Here is a 15,242-nt window from a genome sequence, read left to right as displayed (position 1 = left end):
AGGGCGCTTCAGGGCAGGCGCCCGCTGAGTTCGGGCGCCCTCGACGACGTTATTCGGAGACAACAATGACCATTCGTCATCTCAAGACGGCGGAGGCCGCCGCTGGCGTTGCCGCCGAAGACCAGCGCGTGACGGAAGCGGTGCGTGGCATGCTCGAGGATATTCGTGCCCGCGGCGAGGCGGCCGTGCGCGAATACGCCGAGAAGTTTGACGGCTGGACCGGCGACTTTGTGTTGAGCGACGACAAGCGGCGTCAGTTGATCGACAGCGTGCCCCAGTCGGTCAAGGACGACATCGACTTCGCCCACCGCCAGATCCGCCGTTTTGCCGAGGCCCAGCGTGACAGCCTGACCTCCTTCGAGATCGAGACCGAAGAGGGCGTGCTGCTCGGTCAGCGTGTGCTGCCGGTACACAGCGCCGGCTGCTATGTGCCGGGCGGCCGCTACGCTCACGCCGCCTCGGCGCTGATGAGCGTGGCCACCGCCAAGGCCGCCGGTGTCGAACACGTGGTGGCCTGTTCGCCGCCCCGGGGCGACAGCATCAACCCGGCGGTGGCCTACGCCATGCATGTGGCCGGCGCCGACATGATCCTCGAGATGGGCGGCGTCCACGCCATGGCCAGCATGGCCTTCGGTCTGTTCGGTGGCCGCGAGGCCGACATCCTGGTCGGTCCCGGCAACGCCTACGTGGCCGAAGCCAAGCGCCTGCTGTTCGGTGAAGTGGGTATCGATGTGTTTGCCGGCCCCACCGAGTCGGCGATCATCGCCGACGAATCCGCCGACCCGATGACCATCGCCGTCGACCTGGTGTCCCAGGCCGAGCACGGCCCGAATTCACCGGTGTGGCTGTTCAGCACAAGCGAAGCGACCGCCCGCGAAGTGATGGAGATTCTGCCGAAAGTCGCTGACGACATGCCTAACGCTGATATCGTTCACGCTGCCTGGCGCGACTTCGGTGAGGTCATCGTGGGCGACAGCCGCGAGGAGATCGTCGCGATCAGCGATCAGTACGCCTGCGAGCACCTGCAGGTGCTGTGCGAGGATCTGGACTGGTGGAAGCAGCATCTGAGCAACTATGGCTCGCTGTTTCTGGGTGAGGGCAGCACCGTCACCCACGGTGACAAGTGCTCCGGTACCAACCATATCCTGCCGACCAAGCGTGCCGGGCGTTACTCCGGTGGACTCAATGTCCACAAGTTCATGAAGGTGCTGACCACCCAGCAGTTGAGCGTCGAGGCCAATCTGACCTTTAGCGCGGTGGGATCCCGGATTTCCCGTACCGAGGGCATGGAAGGCCACGCCCGGGCCTGTGACTGGCGCCTGGCCAAGTACTTCCCCGAGCAGGAATGGGATTTCCCTGTTCACCGTCAGGCTCGTTACTGAGTCGCAAGCGAAGGAGCCTGCCATGCGCCGTTTTGCCAAATCCTTCACCCAGCAGGAAGCCATCTCTGACGACGCCATCGCCTCGGCGGTGGCCGTGCTCCAGAGCGGTCGCCTGCATCGCTACAACCTGGCCGAAGGCGAGGCCGGTGAGACCGCCCTGCTGGAGTCCGAGTTCGCCGCGAGCCTGGGTGTCGACTACGCACTGGCCTGCGCCTCCGGCGGTTATGCGTTGCAGCTGGCGCTGCGCGCCTGCGGACTCGAGGCCGGCGACAAGGTGCTGTGCAACGCCTTCACCCTGTCGCCGGTGCCCGGCAGTATCGTCGCGGCAGGGGGCGAGGCGGTACTGGTGGACATCCTGGACGATACCACCGTCGATCCCGGCGACCTGGATCGCGCCGCTCGCGAGAGCGGTGCCGGCTTCTTTGTGCTGTCGCACATGCGCGGCCATATCGGCGACATGAACGCCATCGTCGCGGTGTGCGAGTCCCACGGCATCGTGCTGATCGAAGACTGTGCCCACACCATGGGGGCGGCCTACGATGGCCGACCCAGCGGCACCTTCGGCAAGGCAGGCTGCTTCAGCACCCAGACCTACAAGCACATCAATTCCGGAGAGGGCGGACTTCTGGCCACAGCCGATGCCGAGGTCATGCGGCGTGCGGTGATCCTGTCCGGCTCCTACATGCTGTTCGATCGGCACCTGGCCGCACCCGCGCCCGAAAGCTTCGCCGAGACGCGTCTGATGACACCCAACATGAGTGGCCGCATGGACAATCTGCGGGCGGCCATCCTGCGTCCTCAGCTGGCCGAGATGGAGCACCGCAAGACGCGCTGGAATTCGCTGTATCGGCGCATGGAGCAGCGTCTTGGAGATATCGCCGAGGTGTGCCTGATTGACCGGCCCGCCAGGGAGGACTTCGTCGGCAGCTCCATCCAGTTCCGCCTGCCGGCGCTGGGCGCCGACACCATTGCGCGCTTTGTCGAGGGCTGCGAGGCCCGCGGCATTCCGTTGAAGTGGTATGGCAAACCCTTGCCGGAGGACTACACCAGCCGCTACGACAGCTGGGGTTATCTGGCCGGCACACGTGCGCTGCCGATCGCCGACAGAGTACTCGCCACCCTGTGTGACCTGCGCCTGCCGCTGACCTTCGATCAAGCAGACTGCGACGACATCGTCGCGCTGATGAGCGCCGCCATGGATGAGGCGGTGCAGCCCCCCGAGGCAACACCCGACAAGGCGCTCGGCTCTCGCTGAGCCACGTCTGACGACGCAATAACAAGACATCCGGAGTGACAATAATGTTCAAGAAGACTCTACTTACCGCCGCCATCGTCATGGCAGCCACTGCCACCGCCGCAGAGGCCAAGACCTTCAAGGTCGGCATGGGCGATCCCATGGACTCCGACCAGGGGGCCCTGGCCCAGCGCTTCGAGGAGTTGGTCGAATCGCTGTCCGACGGCGAGATGCAGGTCGAGTTGTTCCCCGGCGGCCAGCTCGGTTCCGAGACCGGCATGATCCAGGACACCCGCATCGGCAAGCTGGACTTTGCGCTGGTCGGTGTCGGCAACCTGACGCCCTACGCAGCGCGTCTGGGCGCCTTGACCATGCCCTATGCCCTGCGTAGCCACGCCGATGCGGTCAAGGCCACCACCGGCCCCCTGGCCGATCGGTGGAACACCATCGCCGAGGAAGAGGCCGGTGTGCACATCGTCAGCTGGCTGTACTCCAACTTCCGTCACCTGACCAACTCCCAGCGGCCGGTGACGACCCTCGCCGACGTCGAGGGACTCAAGGTTCGCGTGCCGCAGAACGAGATCATGCTGGCCAGCTACGAGGCCTGGGGCGCCAGCCCCATCAGCATGTCCTGGCCGGAGGTCTTCACCGGCCTGCAGCAGGGCGTGATCGATGGCCAGGACAACCCCTACATCGTCAACAGCACCATGAAGTTTCACGAGGTGCAGGACCACCTCACCGAACTTCACGCCCAGTACTCGCTGCAGCCCATCGTGATGGGGGTGCGCAGCTACGAGCGTCTGTCCGACGAGGAGCGAGCGATCATCGATCGCGCCGGCCTGGAGGCGCAGCTGTACGCGCTGCAGTTCCAGCTGACCAAGGCCTCCGAGGCGCGCGCTGCCATGGAAGCCGAAGGGGTCGAGGTGGCCACCCTGGAAGATGAGGATGAATGGATCCGCATCGCCCAGGAAGAGGTGTGGCCGCAGTTCTACGAGGACATCGGTGGCCAGGAAGCCTTCGAGGAAATGCAGGCGGCGCTCGGTCACTGATCGTTGTCGCCGCGGGCGGCGGTCGCTGACCGCCGCCCGGGTCTTGTTGTCATCGCTGCTGCATTCCCGTCGGGAAGGAGGCCTCCATGCTGGCCAAACTCAACTATATCGAAGACTACGCCTGCCGCTTTCTGCTCGGGCTCTTTGTCATTCTGCTGTTCGTTCAGGTGGTGATGCGCGTCACCCTGGGCATCGGCATGGCCTGGATCGAAGAGCTCGCGCGCTACGCCTTCGTCTGGTTCGTCTTTCTGGGCGCCGCCCACGCCGCCCACTTGAGCGCGCATAACCGTCTGCAGACCCATATCAAGCTGATGCCACGCAAGGTGGCCAATACCCTCTTGTTGCTGGTGGATCTGATCTGGGTCGCCTTCTGTCTGGTGCTGGCCTACAAGAGCCTGGATCTGATCGGGCTGTTGCTGGAATTCCCCTATGACTCGCCGGCCCTGGGCTGGTCGCTGGCCTACGTTTACTTCGTCTTCCCCATCGCCTTTACCTTGATGGCCTTTCGCGTGCTGCAGGTGCAGTACCTGAAGCTGTTCAAGGGCATCGAGCCAGGTGACGTGGACGCTCAGGAAGTGTCCAGGATCACCGAGGAAACGAGCCACTACAGCGACGGCAAGACGTCGTCCAAGGCGGAGGGCTAAGCCATGGCCGCAACCGTACTGTTTTCCATGTTTGCCGGGCTGTTGTTCTTCGGCACCCCTATCGTCGTCTCTCTCGGTGTGGCCTCGATGGCCGTCTATGTGCTCAACGGCGACGATCTCAGTTCGCTGATCGAGCTGGCCTTTTCGGCCATCAACTCGTTTCCGCTGATGGCCTTGCCGTCGTTCATCCTGGCTGGCGCACTGATGGGGGATGCCGGTATCGCCAGACGCCTGATCCTGATCGCCGAGGAGCTGGCCGGTCCCGCCGCTGGTGGGCTAGGCGCCGCTGCGGTGATGGCCTGCATGTTCTTTGGCGCGATCTCGGGCTCGGGACCTGCTACTACCGCAGCGGTGGGGATGCTGGTGATACCGGCGATGATCGAGCGCGGCTACGGCAGAAGCTACCCGGCGGCGATCACCGCCACCGCTGGTGGTCTCGGGGTGGTCATTCCGCCCAGCATGCCGCTGGTGATCTATGGCGTCACCGCCAACGAGTCGATTTCTGCACTGTTCATGGCCGGCGTCATCCCCGGCGTGATGCTGGGGGCGGGCCTGATGGTGGCCAACTACATCACCGCCAAGCGCAACGGCTACCAGACCGAGGGAACTTCCTACGATCGCAAGCGGGTGGTCGCGGTGCTCAAGGATGGTTTCTGGTCGCTGATGGCGCCGGTGGTGATCCTGGGCGGCATCTATTCGGGCATGTTCACGCCCACCGAGGCGGCCGTGGTCTCGATCTTCTACGCCCTGTTCGTCGGTGTCTTCATCCACAAGGAGTCGTCGCTGCGCGGGCTCAACGAGGCCTTCCAGAGCACCACCTGGCTGACCGGGCGTGTGTTGATCATCATGTTCACCGCCACCGCCTTCGGCCGCATCCTGGTCGAGAATCACATTCCGGCGATGATCGCCCAGGGCATCCTGGATATCACCAACAGCCTGTGGCTGGTGTGGATTCTGGTGATCGGCTTTCTCCTGATCGTCGGCATGTTCATCGAGATCCTGGCAACCATCATGATCGTCACGCCGGTGCTGTTGCCGGTGATGGTGGAGCTCGGCGTCGATCCCGTGCACTTCGGCATCGTGCTGGTGGTCAGCCTGGGCATCGGTTTCTCGACGCCGCCGCTGGGCGAGAACATGTTCATCAGCTCGTCGATCGCCAATGTCTCCATCGAGAAGATTTCGGTGCGCGCCTTGCCGCTGGTGGGTTCCATGGTGGTCATCGCCTTGCTGCTGGCCTTCTTCCCGCAGCTCAGCCTGTGGTTGCCCAACCTTCTCGGCTTCTGATACCGGTCATCACTCGTCAAAGGACCCGCTATGACGCTTTCCACCGATAACTCCGCAACAATCGCCGACCATACGATGGTCGGCGTGCTGGGCGGCATGGGACCGGACGCCACGGTGGCCTTCATGCAGAAGGTCATCGAGGTGACGCCCGGCGAGGACGATATCGACCACGTGCATATGCTGGTCGACAACAATCCCAAGGTGCCATCACGGATCAAGGCGCTGATCGACGGTGACGGCGAGTCACCGGCGCCTGCCATTGCTGCCATGGCCAGACGACTCGAGCAGGCAGGCTGCGATTTTCTGGTCATGCCCTGCAATACCGCCCACTACTACTGGTCGGCCGCCCAGCAGGCGGTGGACATTCCGGTGTGGCATATCGTCGAGCGCACCCTGGACCGGGTCGCCGCCGAGATGCCGGGGGCCAGGGTGGGCATGCTGTGCTCGCCGGCGCTTCGCAAGATTGGTCTTTACGAGGGATTCATCGAGCCAAGGGGGCTGTCGTTGGTCTATCCCGACAACGAGGATCGCGTGCTCGACGTGATCCGAGCGGTCAAGCGTGGTGCCGGGCGCGCGCCCGCCACCCGTGCCGCCTTCATCGAGGCCGCCCATGATGTCCAGGCGCGTGGTGCCGACGTGCTGGTCCTGGCCTGTACTGAGCTTTCGGTGATCCGCGATGCGCTCGATGGTCGCGTGCCGATCATCGATACCGTACAGGTGCTGGCCGAAGACGTGGTCGCCGAGGCCACCGGAAAGGCACCGCGCGGTTGATTCGGAGAACCGAGTCGAGCGCTGAAGCGAGAGTACTGTAACGAGAGCGCTGTAACGAGAGCACTGCACAGAGGTTGAAACAGGGCGGCGTCGAGCGCCGCCAGCACGTCGATCTTCCTGTCCCGTTCACCAAAGAGACGCCTTCGTCCGCCGGCCTCATCCGGCAGGACCGGGGTCGCTCGTTTTCACGATCCGGAGTCGTCCCATGACCTCACCCTCTTCTTCCCCCTCGACGGCGACCTCGCGACAGCGGCTAAGCCGTCGACTGGCGTCCCTGAGCCCGATCGGGCGAGGACTGCTGGTGTGCGTGACCATTGCCCTGGCCACCACCTTTATCGCCGATCACTACGGTGGGCCGACCCTGCTCTACGCCTTGCTGTTTGGCATGTCGCTGCACTTCTTGAGCGAAGAGGGACGCTGCCTGCCGGGGATCGAGTTTGCCGCGCGCACCGTGCTGCGCCTTGGCGTGGCGCTGCTGGGCGCACGCATGACCCTCGAGCAAGTCGGTGACCTGGGGCTTGGACCGGTGCTGACGGTGCTCGCCGCGGTGGGACTGGTGATCTGCGCAGGGGGGCTGCTGGCCCGGGCGCTTGGCCTGCACCGTGATCTGGGCCTGCTGACCGGTGGTGCCGTGGCGATCTGCGGGGCCTCGGCGGCGCTGGCGCTGTCGGCGGTGATGCCGAAAAACGACACCAGCGAGCGCAACACCATCCTCACAGTGGTGGGCGTGACCACGCTGTCGACGGTGGCCATGGTGACCTACCCGCTGCTGGTGGGGGTGCTCGACCTTGCCAATACCCAGGCCGGCATCTTCCTGGGGGGCACCATCCACGACGTGGCCCAGGTGGTCGGGGCGGGGTACATCATCTCGGAGGAGACCGGCGACGTCTCGACCCTGGTCAAGCTGGTGCGTGTGGCCATGCTGGTGCCGGTGGTGATGATCTTCAGCTGGCTCTATCGCGCCTCGCGCAACAGCGAGGGAAAGCGCCAGGTGCCGATGCTGCCTGGCTTCCTGGTGGGGTTCGTGGCGCTGGTGCTGATCAACAGCCTGGGGCTGATTCCCGACAGCGTGAACGAAGGACTGTCGACGCTGTCGCGCTGGTGTCTTGTCACCGCCATCGCTGCCCTGGGCATCAAGACCTCCTTTCAGAAGCTCGCGGTGGTCGGCTGGAAGCCGGTCATCCTGATGGTGCTGGAGACCCTGCTGCTGCTGGCCATCGTGCTGGGGGTGGTGGTCTTCGGTGGGCTGGGTAGCTGAGCGGCGATGAAACGCTGTTCTCGCTAATACACCAATAAAACACAATAAGGTCCCTGATAATGACAACACAAACCGCAACACCTTCACTGTCCTTTCGTGGGGGCACCCTGGGTGCCTTGACGCCCCTGATCCTGCTGGTGCTAGGCCTTATCTATCTGTCGGTGTTCGAGCGTGCCGGCACCAAGCCATTCTGGGCCTGCGCCTGGGTGGCCATGGGCGTGGGACTCTTTCTTTGTCGGCAACGCACGGCGTACTGTGACAGCCTGCTCAAGGGGATGGGCAATTCCACCGCGACGGCCATCATCGCACTGTGGCTGCTGGCCGGTGTCTTCGGCAAGTTGATGGCCGCCGGCGGCCTGATCGATGGCTTGATGTGGTTGGGAGCAGCGGTGGGCGCCGAGGGTGCGGCCTTCACCCTGCTGGCCTTTGCCATGGCCATGGTGTTTGCCCTGGGGACCGGCACCAGTACCGGTACCGTCATCGGGCTGTCGCCGGTGCTGTACCCGGCGGGCGTCCTGTTGGGGGCGGATCCGTCCATGCTGGCGGTGGCGATCCTGTCCGGTGCGGCCTTCGGTGACAACCTGTCCCCGGTGTCGGATACCACCATCGTGTCCTCCTATACCCAAGGGGCGGAAATCGCCGACGTGATCCGCACCCGTCTACCGCTGGCGCTGTCGGCTGCGGCGATCTCGATGCTGATCTTCCTGTTGTTCGGTGCCAGCGGCGAGGCCTCGGCGTCAGCCGTGGAGGTGCCTTCCGGTCATGCTTCCGGCCTGGTCATGCTGATTCCGCTCGCGGCGGTGGTGTTCTTTGCGCTGAAGCGCCGACACATCGTCGAAGCCATGTTTATCGGCAATCTGGTGGCCATGCTGTGCGCCCTGGCGATCGGTGCCATTGGCCTGGGTGATCTGTTCTCGTTGCCCGAAGCCAGAGGCGAGAGCACCGGCCTGATCGAAAATGGTATTGCTTCGGTAACCGGCGCCGTGCTGTTTGCGCTGATGGTGCTGGCGCTGACCCAGGTGATTCTCGATACCGGTCTGATGGAAAAACTGCTGGACGGCGCCAGGAAGCGCCTGGTCAAGGACCGGGCCAGCGCCGAGACCAGCATCGTGGCAGTGACGATTGCCGCATCTACTCCGCTGTCGGCCAACGCCCCGGCGCTGCTGCTGGTGGGGCCGGGATTGGTACGAAGCTTGGCTCAGCAGTTCGGCATCTCGCCGGCCAGGGCCGCCAACCTGATGGACTGCGCGGTCTGCACGGTGTTCTTTCTGCTTCCCTGGCACATCGTGGTGGCGGTCTGGCAGGAGGTCATCGCTTCCACCGCGGTGCAGAACGAGGTCGCCGCGCCGTCAGCCTTTGCCTCCTTCCTGACCCCGTACCCCTGGGCCATGCTGGTGGTGCTGGCCGTCTCGATCCTGCTTCGGCGGCGCAAGCAGGGCACCACCGAGGTCGCAGCCGTCTGACCGGCCTCCGCTCACCTGGCAGTAAAAAAACAGCCCCGCCATGCTGGCGGGGCTGTGGCGCTCTTGTGGTTGTCGTTGTTGGTAGTAGCGCAGGGAATGTTTTTTTAGAGCGTTAGAGAGGCCAGCGCTACGCAAGCAACGACCGACAGTCCGGTCAGGAACCAGAACAGGGTCATCTCATTAGAAGTGAGGGGGGAAGGTTCAGCACCGAAGCGGTTGTCACCATCACTCCCCTTGATGAAGGTCACCATGATAAATGGGATGAGGTTTATAAGGGGGATAAAGAAAAGTAGCATGAGCCAGCCTGACTTGTTCAGGTCATTTAGCCTGCGCTTTCCCTGGATTAGCGCAAAGATAGTCAATGGAATTCCAAGCACGAATTGGCTGATGGTAAAGGCGCTGGCGGCTGTCTCTGCAGCGGCCGGTGTTGCCGTCAGACTATAGTAGATAAGTATCCCGTGTACGGCATAGACGAACAATACCGGCAAGGTTAAGCGATTAAAGTATCTTACTCTACCGATACGACCATTGGTCGACCATAGTCCAGGGTTTTTATTTGCTGCCTGGCGGTCGTTTGCATCACCTTGCGTGTTGGAGATTTCTGTATCTGAAGGGAAGTTGATTTCATTTGAGTTATCTAACGTAGTGCTTTCGTTTGTCATCTTGCTGCTTCCTTCCTTGGGGTAAGAGTTCCGGCGATCCTTTCGCCGAGTCGGTTAATATCTATGCTTTTAGCAGTCCACTGGGAGGGTCTAAAGACCCAGGTGAAACTGTAGTGGTCCATAGCAGATGGCCGCTGACGCCACGGCAATGTTAAGAATGAGCAAGCACCAGAAGCGCTTCGTTTCCGATGAAGTCGATGGAGAAGGTGGTGGTCCGAAGGGGTTGCTTCCTGGTGTGCCACGAGAGAAGACTAGGGTGATGACCAGCCATACGTTGATCAGGGGAATCAGTCCAAGAAGCAGTACCCACCCAGAACGCCCCTGATCGTTAAGGCGACGTTTTGCCTGAAGAATGGCGAAAAGGGTGAAGACTGAGTACAGGCCTGCGTAGGCGTAGATCAGGATGGTAAAGGTGCTCTGGGTGAGTGTCGCAGGGTACAGGTAGTCGAGATAAAGTGGGAGAAAGAGCGCGAGGTTATAGATGAGTCCTACTGCGGCAAGTCGGCTACAGTAGCGAATGCGCCCGATACGGCCACGAGTTGACCAGAGTCTGCTGCTTCTACCGGGTACGCTATACAGCGGCAGCGGCAAGGTGACGGAAGATGAGGTGGCTGACGACATGGAGTTGAGTCTCATCTTCTTCTCCTGTTTCCTTCTTTAAATCGGTCTTCGATTCATCAAAGGTGTCAAGGCGTTGTCGGATTTTCCCATGCCTTGATGGATGGTCAGTCGTCATGGCAATGGTTGGCGGTGGCGCATGTTGTCCTTGCATGAGGAACGCATCATTGGTGCCTGCAGCGAAGGCTTCACTGCGACTCTAGAAAGCCATTTCGTCAGGGGATATGGGGGATGTCCTACATCCTTTCTCTTTTTAAGAATTTTCTAATTATTTGACCTCGGGTTGGCCGAACTGGCACGAAATTGCGTCGCTGCGACAAAAAAACACCCCGATGGCCGGGCGCCTTGGCCTGCCATCGGGGTGATGTTGTTGAGATATTGCCGCGGTGATACTGAGTCGTCGCTGAGGCGATGGTCCGGAAACAGGACCGGGAGAGGTTAAGCGGCAGGGCCAATCAGATGCTTTACCTCAAGATAACCGGACAGTCCCCAGGGGCCGAGTTCACGTCCGATGCCGCTGGCGCCGAAGCCGCCCCAGCTGGCCTCGGGCATCACCAGCTGTTCGGAGTTGAACCAGATGCTGCCTGCACGCAGGGCGCGGCCAACACGCCTGGCGCGCTCGGCGTCACCAGAGATCACGGTGGCGGCGAGGCCAAAGGCGCTATCGTTGGCCAGGGCGATGGCCTCGGCTTCGCTCTCTGCGCTGCGCGCACACAGCACCGGGCCGAAGATTTCCTCGCGCCACAGACGGCTTGAGGTGGGCACATCGCGGTACAGGGTCGGGGCGACGAACTCGCCCTGGGCCGGCAGGTCACGATGGCGGCCGTCACGCACCGGCGTCAGACCTTCCTCCTTGGCGATCTCGAGGTAGCGCTCCACGGCTTCGCGCTGACGGGCGCTGGTCATCGGGCCCATGTCGGTGCCCTCGGCCAGCGGGTCACCCAGGGTGAGGCCGTCGATACGGTCGGCCAGCGCCTGGTAGAGCGGTTCGGCCAGCGTCTGATGCACGATCAGTCGCGAGGTGGCGGAGCAGATCTGCCCGGAGTTGAAGTAGATGCCGGCCATCACCCAGTCGGCGGCGGCTTCGACCTCGGCGTCATCGAGCACCAGGATCGGCGATTTGCCGCCGAGCTCCAGTGATACGCCGCGCACGCCGTTGGCGGCGGCCCGCATGACCTTCTCGCCGACCCCATTGCTGCCGGTGAAGGACAATTTATCCACACCCTGATGGGCGGACAGAGGGGCACCGATGCCTTCGCCGTCACCCAGCAAGAGGTTCAGCACACCGGCAGGCAGGCCGATCTCCACGGCGATGTCGGCCAACGCCACCTCGGGCAGCGGGGTGACCTCGGAGGGCTTGAACACCAGGGTGCAGCCGGCGGCCAGTGCCGGTGCGATCTTCCAGGCGCTGGTGACCAGCGGGAAGTTCCAGGGGGTGATCAGTCCGACCACGCCGGCGGGGTCTTCGAACACCCGCGCCTCGACGCCGTCCATGCCGTGCTCGAGCAGGCGACCCTGACGCTGCTCCAGAGCGCGGGCCTGGCCGGCGTAGTAGCGGTAGCAGGCGATGGCGTCGTCCAGGTCGATGGCGGCCTCGGCCAGGGCCTTGCCGTTGTTGGTGGAGGACAGCCGTTCGAGATCGCCGCGGCGGGTTTCGAGGGCCGTGGCGAAGGCTTCGAGAAAGTCGCCCCGACGCTGTCCGCCCAGCGCCTGCCAGGCGGGCAGGGCGGCACGCGCGCTGGCCACGGCGGCGTCGACGTCGCTGGCATCGCCGGCGGTGATCTCGGCGATCTGGGTCTGGCGGTAGGGATCGGTCACAGCCAGGCGCCGGCGGCTGTGGCTATCGACCCAGCGGTTGTCGATAAACTGTTGTGTCAGCTGTTGCACGGAGGGACTCCAGGGGCAAAGACATTAGAGGGAATAAGCGAATGAAATGATCGGCGAGATGAGGGGGTGTCCCGCGTTCACGCCTGGTGGCGCTTGAGCCAGTCATCGATCATGGCGTGGCAGTGACGGCCCGAGAAGCTCGGGAAGTGGCCGCCGTGCACCGTGGCGATAGGCAACCGCCGCAGGCGCTCGAGGCTCGCCGCGTAGTCGTCCAGGTCGCTGTGATAGGCGTCCTCGATCAGCTCACCGTCGTAGATGATGTCGCCGCTGATCAGGGTGGCGCTGGCGGCCTCCCACAGGGCGATGCCGCCGGGCGAATGGCCGGGGGTGTGGATCACCTCGAAATGGCGATCGCCCAGCTCGATGACGTCGCCGTCCTCCAGCGTCTCGATACGCGGCGGCGCCGCAATGCGATAGCCGCTGTGGGCGTAGGGCAGCGGTGGCAGGGCGTCGAACATGGCGTCGTCGAGAAAGGCCTCGGCCAGGGTGCGACGGTTGTCGGGGCTTGCCAGGATATCGGCCTCGGCGCGATGAACGTGGCAGCAGTCGAACTCGTGAGCGGCGCCGATATGATCGAAGTGGGTGTGGCTTGCCACCGCCACGATCTCGCGTTCGGCCAGCAGTGCCACGCGCTCGCGCAGTGGCACCGCGCCCAGGCCGAAGTCCACCACCAGATCGCGCTCGCGGCCGCGAACGTGCCAGATATTGCAGCGGTAGAACGGCTTGATGGCCGGTTCGTCGATCAGGGTGATGCCGTCGGCCAGGCGCTGGGTGCGATACCAGCTGGCGGCGTCACCCCGGGGCAGGGTGAAGGTGCTCACGTGTTGCCTCCCGGCAGGGCGCGCAGGTCCTTCAGGTAGTCCTGGTGGCTGCGGCTCTCGTCGATACGCGAGTGTTCGATGTCCACCACCAGCACCCCGGCGTCGTTGCCAAGGCGCCCCAGCACCTCGCCGTCCGGTCCCGCCACCAGGCTGTTGCCACAGTAGTGCAGCTCGCCCTCGATGCCGGCGCGGTTGATGCAGGCGACGAAGCGCTGGTTGTCCAGCGCCCGGGCGCGGATCTGCAACTGCTGGCGTTCGGCGTTGGGCACCATGTTGGCGGTGGGCGAGAGGATCACCTCGGCGCCGGCCTGGGCCAGCGCTCTGGCTATCTCCGGGAACTCGTTGTCGTAGCAGATCATCAGGCCCAGGCGGCCGAGCCGGGTGTCGACCACGCACAGCTCGTCACCGGGGATGAAGTACTGATGTTCACGATCCCATAGCTGGCGCTTGTGGTAGCAGGCCAGGGTGGTGCCGGCATCGTCGATCAGCACCGCCGAGTTGGTCAGGCGGCCGTCGGCCTGGCGCTGGGCCAGGCCGAACAGCAGGTGCAGGCGATACTGGTGCGCCAATCGGGCGACCTGATCGATCAACTCGCCTTCGTCGGCCAGCTCATCGAGCCGTTCGAACACGTTGTAGCCGGTCAGCGCCAGTTCCGGCAGGGCCAGCAGCTGGGCGCCGGCGGCCACCGCCTGCTGGCACAGGCCATCGAGAGCATCGAGGTTGGCGGCGACATCCGCGTGGACGGGGTCGGTCTGGGCCAGCATCAGGCGCATGGATCAGTCTCCTTGGGCAGCGAGGCTGGAACGGGTGAACAGGGCACAGCCCAGCCAGTAGAGTCCGCCGGTGATGACGAACACCGGCAGCGAGGCACCGATGGACAGCGGTGCCACCAGGGTCCAGTAGGCCGCCAGGGCCGCACCGATCAGGTAGGCGCCGATGGCGATACCGGCGGTGGGCCGACCGAGCTGGTGCGGCGAGCGCAGCAGCTCGGCGCTATAGCCGTCACGGCCGACCAGGTAGTAGTCGACGATCATCACCGAGAAGGCCGGAATGAACAAGGCGCCGATCAGCAACAGGAAGTTCTGGAACTGGTCGAGGATACCGGGGATCAGGGCGCCAAAGACCGTCACCACGCCGATCACCAGCGCCGGCTTCCAGAAGGCCATGCCGGGGGACACGTTCATGCACGACAGGGTGGCGCTGTAGACCGCCATCACGTTGGTGGTCATCACCGAGAAGAAGATCACCAGCGCAGCGGGCAGACCAAAGCCGAAGCCGGACAGCAGCCGGGTCGGGTCGTAGGTCTGTTCCATGCCGCCGAGCACCGACAGGCCGGATACCGCGGCACCCAGCCCCATGGCGATCATCGAGGCGCAGACGTAGCCACCGTAGGTGCCGAGTACCGCGATGCGTCCGCTCTTGCAGTTGCGGTTGTAGTCGGCGGAGGTGGAAATCCACGAGAAGGCGGTGGCGACGACGATGTCGAAGGCGATGCCCAGGGTGATGCCGTTGCGGGATTCGGCGGGCATCTCGAACAGCGCACCGACCTCGTAGTGGCGGTTGAGCTGGTAGACCACGCCGGCCGCCAGCACCATCATGGCCGCCGCCGCCCAGCGCTCGATGCGCTCGATACCCAGGTGGCCGCGCAGCACGATCAGCACCACGATGGTCTCGCACAGGATCGTCATCAGCGGCAGGTTGGAGTAGCCGGTGGTGGCCTCGATGGCGTAGTCCAGGCTCATGCCGGCCAGCAGCGCCTGGATCCAGCTCCAGGCGATCAGCACCGCCATGTTGACCAGCGAAATGATCTTCGAGCCGGTGGGGCCATAGGCGCGGCGGGTCAGGGCCATCGAGGGCAGGCCGGTGCGCTGGCCCATCAGTCCTACCAGCAGCAGCGGAATGGCGCCGATCAGCGAGCCGATCAGGACCCAGGTCATGGCGACCGGGAAGCGCAGATCGGGCACCAGCAGCATGCCGGTGAGGATGGTGGTGACGACCACGTTGGCGCCGAGCCACAGGGCAAAGGTGGCCATGCCTCCCATGCTCTTGTGCTGGTGTTCATCCAGGGTGTCGTGGCCGATCAGCCGCTTGAGTGAAATCATCTAGGAAACCTTTGTGGTTATGGTTGGTAGGTACCGCAGGGGCGCGAAATTGGGAGCGCAAAACGGA

At 63.8% G+C, this 15,242-nt stretch carries 14 protein-coding genes; 8 read left to right on the top strand and 6 right to left on the bottom strand.

Annotation, left to right across the window (positions count from 1 at the left end):
• Nucleotides 1–65 precede the first annotated feature (65 nt).
• The 8 genes from hisD to KUV74_RS18810 all read left to right on the top strand — a co-directional run bounded on the left by hisD (nucleotide 66) and on the right by KUV74_RS18810 (nucleotide 9,085).
• Nucleotides 66–1,382 (top strand): histidinol dehydrogenase, encoded by a 1,317-nt coding sequence (hisD, locus tag KUV74_RS18845; RefSeq protein ID WP_222517098.1) that lies wholly within the window; start codon nucleotides 66–68, stop codon nucleotides 1,380–1,382.
• Nucleotides 1,383–1,404: 22 nt separating this feature from the next.
• Nucleotides 1,405–2,637, top strand: coding sequence for a DegT/DnrJ/EryC1/StrS family aminotransferase (locus KUV74_RS18840; protein WP_222517097.1), 1,233 nt, complete (start codon nucleotides 1,405–1,407; stop codon nucleotides 2,635–2,637).
• A 44-nt stretch (nucleotides 2,638–2,681) separates the two neighbouring features.
• Complete coding sequence (locus KUV74_RS18835; RefSeq protein WP_052704426.1) at nucleotides 2,682–3,665, top strand: TRAP transporter substrate-binding protein; 984 nt, start codon at nucleotides 2,682–2,684, stop codon at nucleotides 3,663–3,665.
• 86 nt (nucleotides 3,666–3,751) lie between these two features.
• Entirely contained in the window at nucleotides 3,752–4,309 is a 558-nt protein-coding gene (locus tag KUV74_RS18830; RefSeq protein WP_108133479.1) for a TRAP transporter small permease, read from the top strand.
• Between the two features lie 3 nt (nucleotides 4,310–4,312).
• Nucleotides 4,313–5,593, top strand: a complete 1,281-nt coding sequence (locus tag KUV74_RS18825; RefSeq protein ID WP_222517096.1) for a TRAP transporter large permease — start codon at nucleotides 4,313–4,315, stop codon at nucleotides 5,591–5,593.
• 30 nt (nucleotides 5,594–5,623) lie between these two features.
• A complete protein-coding gene (locus tag KUV74_RS18820) occupies nucleotides 5,624–6,364 on the top strand; it encodes an aspartate/glutamate racemase family protein (protein ID WP_222517095.1) in 741 nt (246 codons plus the stop codon).
• A 205-nt stretch (nucleotides 6,365–6,569) separates the two neighbouring features.
• Nucleotides 6,570–7,622, top strand: coding sequence for a YeiH family protein (locus KUV74_RS18815; protein WP_108449223.1), 1,053 nt, complete (start codon nucleotides 6,570–6,572; stop codon nucleotides 7,620–7,622).
• Nucleotides 7,623–7,681: 59 nt separating this feature from the next.
• On the top strand, nucleotides 7,682–9,085 hold the full coding sequence (locus tag KUV74_RS18810; RefSeq protein WP_108133481.1) for a Na+/H+ antiporter NhaC family protein: 1,404 nt from the start codon (nucleotides 7,682–7,684) through the stop codon (nucleotides 9,083–9,085).
• A gap of 104 nt (nucleotides 9,086–9,189) precedes the next feature.
• Here the strand turns inward: KUV74_RS18810 and KUV74_RS18805 are convergent, their stop codons facing one another.
• The 6 genes from KUV74_RS18805 to KUV74_RS18780 form a co-directional block, all read right to left on the bottom strand.
• Nucleotides 9,190–9,747 carry a DUF805 domain-containing protein gene (locus KUV74_RS18805; protein ID WP_222517094.1) on the bottom strand — a complete coding sequence of 186 codons (558 nt, stop codon included), beginning with the start codon at nucleotides 9,745–9,747 and terminating at the stop codon, nucleotides 9,190–9,192.
• A gap of 90 nt (nucleotides 9,748–9,837) precedes the next feature.
• On the bottom strand, nucleotides 9,838–10,383 hold the full coding sequence (locus tag KUV74_RS18800) for a DUF805 domain-containing protein (protein WP_222517093.1): 546 nt from the start codon (nucleotides 10,381–10,383) through the stop codon (nucleotides 9,838–9,840).
• A gap of 420 nt (nucleotides 10,384–10,803) precedes the next feature.
• Nucleotides 10,804–12,252: an aldehyde dehydrogenase family protein gene (locus tag KUV74_RS18795; RefSeq protein WP_222517092.1), complete on the bottom strand. Its 1,449-nt coding sequence runs from the start codon at nucleotides 12,250–12,252 to the stop codon at nucleotides 10,804–10,806.
• 77 nt (nucleotides 12,253–12,329) lie between these two features.
• Nucleotides 12,330–13,073: an MBL fold metallo-hydrolase gene (locus tag KUV74_RS18790; protein ID WP_108133485.1), complete on the bottom strand. Its 744-nt coding sequence runs from the start codon at nucleotides 13,071–13,073 to the stop codon at nucleotides 12,330–12,332.
• Entirely contained in the window at nucleotides 13,070–13,846 is a 777-nt protein-coding gene (locus tag KUV74_RS18785; RefSeq protein WP_108133486.1) for a carbon-nitrogen hydrolase family protein, read from the bottom strand. Before KUV74_RS18785 ends, KUV74_RS18790 begins: the two co-directional genes overlap by 4 nt.
• A gap of 3 nt (nucleotides 13,847–13,849) precedes the next feature.
• A complete protein-coding gene (locus KUV74_RS18780) occupies nucleotides 13,850–15,175 on the bottom strand; it encodes a purine-cytosine permease family protein (RefSeq protein ID WP_045993648.1) in 1,326 nt (441 codons plus the stop codon).
• Nucleotides 15,176–15,242: the final 67 nt, after the last annotated feature.

Source organism: Halomonas sp. DP1Y21-3 (assembly GCF_019801245.1).
Classification (GTDB): Bacteria; Pseudomonadota; Gammaproteobacteria; order Pseudomonadales; family Halomonadaceae; genus Halomonas; species Halomonas litopenaei.
The sequence above is the reverse complement of the archived record's forward strand: the minus strand, read 5'-3'. Positions and strand labels throughout refer to the sequence as shown.

Bases quoted from the DNA above. Each gene is read 5' to 3' on its own strand.
- KUV74_RS18800 (WP_222517093.1), bottom strand. From the start codon at position 10,383: ATGAGACTCAACTCCATGTCGTCAGCCACCTCATCTTCCGTCACCTTG.
- KUV74_RS18825 (WP_222517096.1), top strand. From the start codon at position 4,313: ATGGCCGCAACCGTACTGTTTTCCATGTTTGCCGGGCTGTTGTTCTTC.
- KUV74_RS18785 (WP_108133486.1), bottom strand. From the start codon at position 13,846: ATGCGCCTGATGCTGGCCCAGACCGACCCCGTCCACGCGGATGTCGCC.
- KUV74_RS18810 (WP_108133481.1), top strand. From the start codon at position 7,682: ATGACAACACAAACCGCAACACCTTCACTGTCCTTTCGTGGGGGCACC.
- KUV74_RS18805 (WP_222517094.1), bottom strand. From the start codon at position 9,747: ATGACAAACGAAAGCACTACGTTAGATAACTCAAATGAAATCAACTTC.
- hisD (WP_222517098.1), top strand. From the start codon at position 66: ATGACCATTCGTCATCTCAAGACGGCGGAGGCCGCCGCTGGCGTTGCC.
- KUV74_RS18780 (WP_045993648.1), bottom strand. From the start codon at position 15,175: ATGATTTCACTCAAGCGGCTGATCGGCCACGACACCCTGGATGAACAC.
- KUV74_RS18840 (WP_222517097.1), top strand. From the start codon at position 1,405: ATGCGCCGTTTTGCCAAATCCTTCACCCAGCAGGAAGCCATCTCTGAC.
- KUV74_RS18815 (WP_108449223.1), top strand. From the start codon at position 6,570: ATGACCTCACCCTCTTCTTCCCCCTCGACGGCGACCTCGCGACAGCGG.
- KUV74_RS18820 (WP_222517095.1), top strand. From the start codon at position 5,624: ATGACGCTTTCCACCGATAACTCCGCAACAATCGCCGACCATACGATG.
- KUV74_RS18835 (WP_052704426.1), top strand. From the start codon at position 2,682: ATGTTCAAGAAGACTCTACTTACCGCCGCCATCGTCATGGCAGCCACT.
- KUV74_RS18830 (WP_108133479.1), top strand. From the start codon at position 3,752: ATGCTGGCCAAACTCAACTATATCGAAGACTACGCCTGCCGCTTTCTG.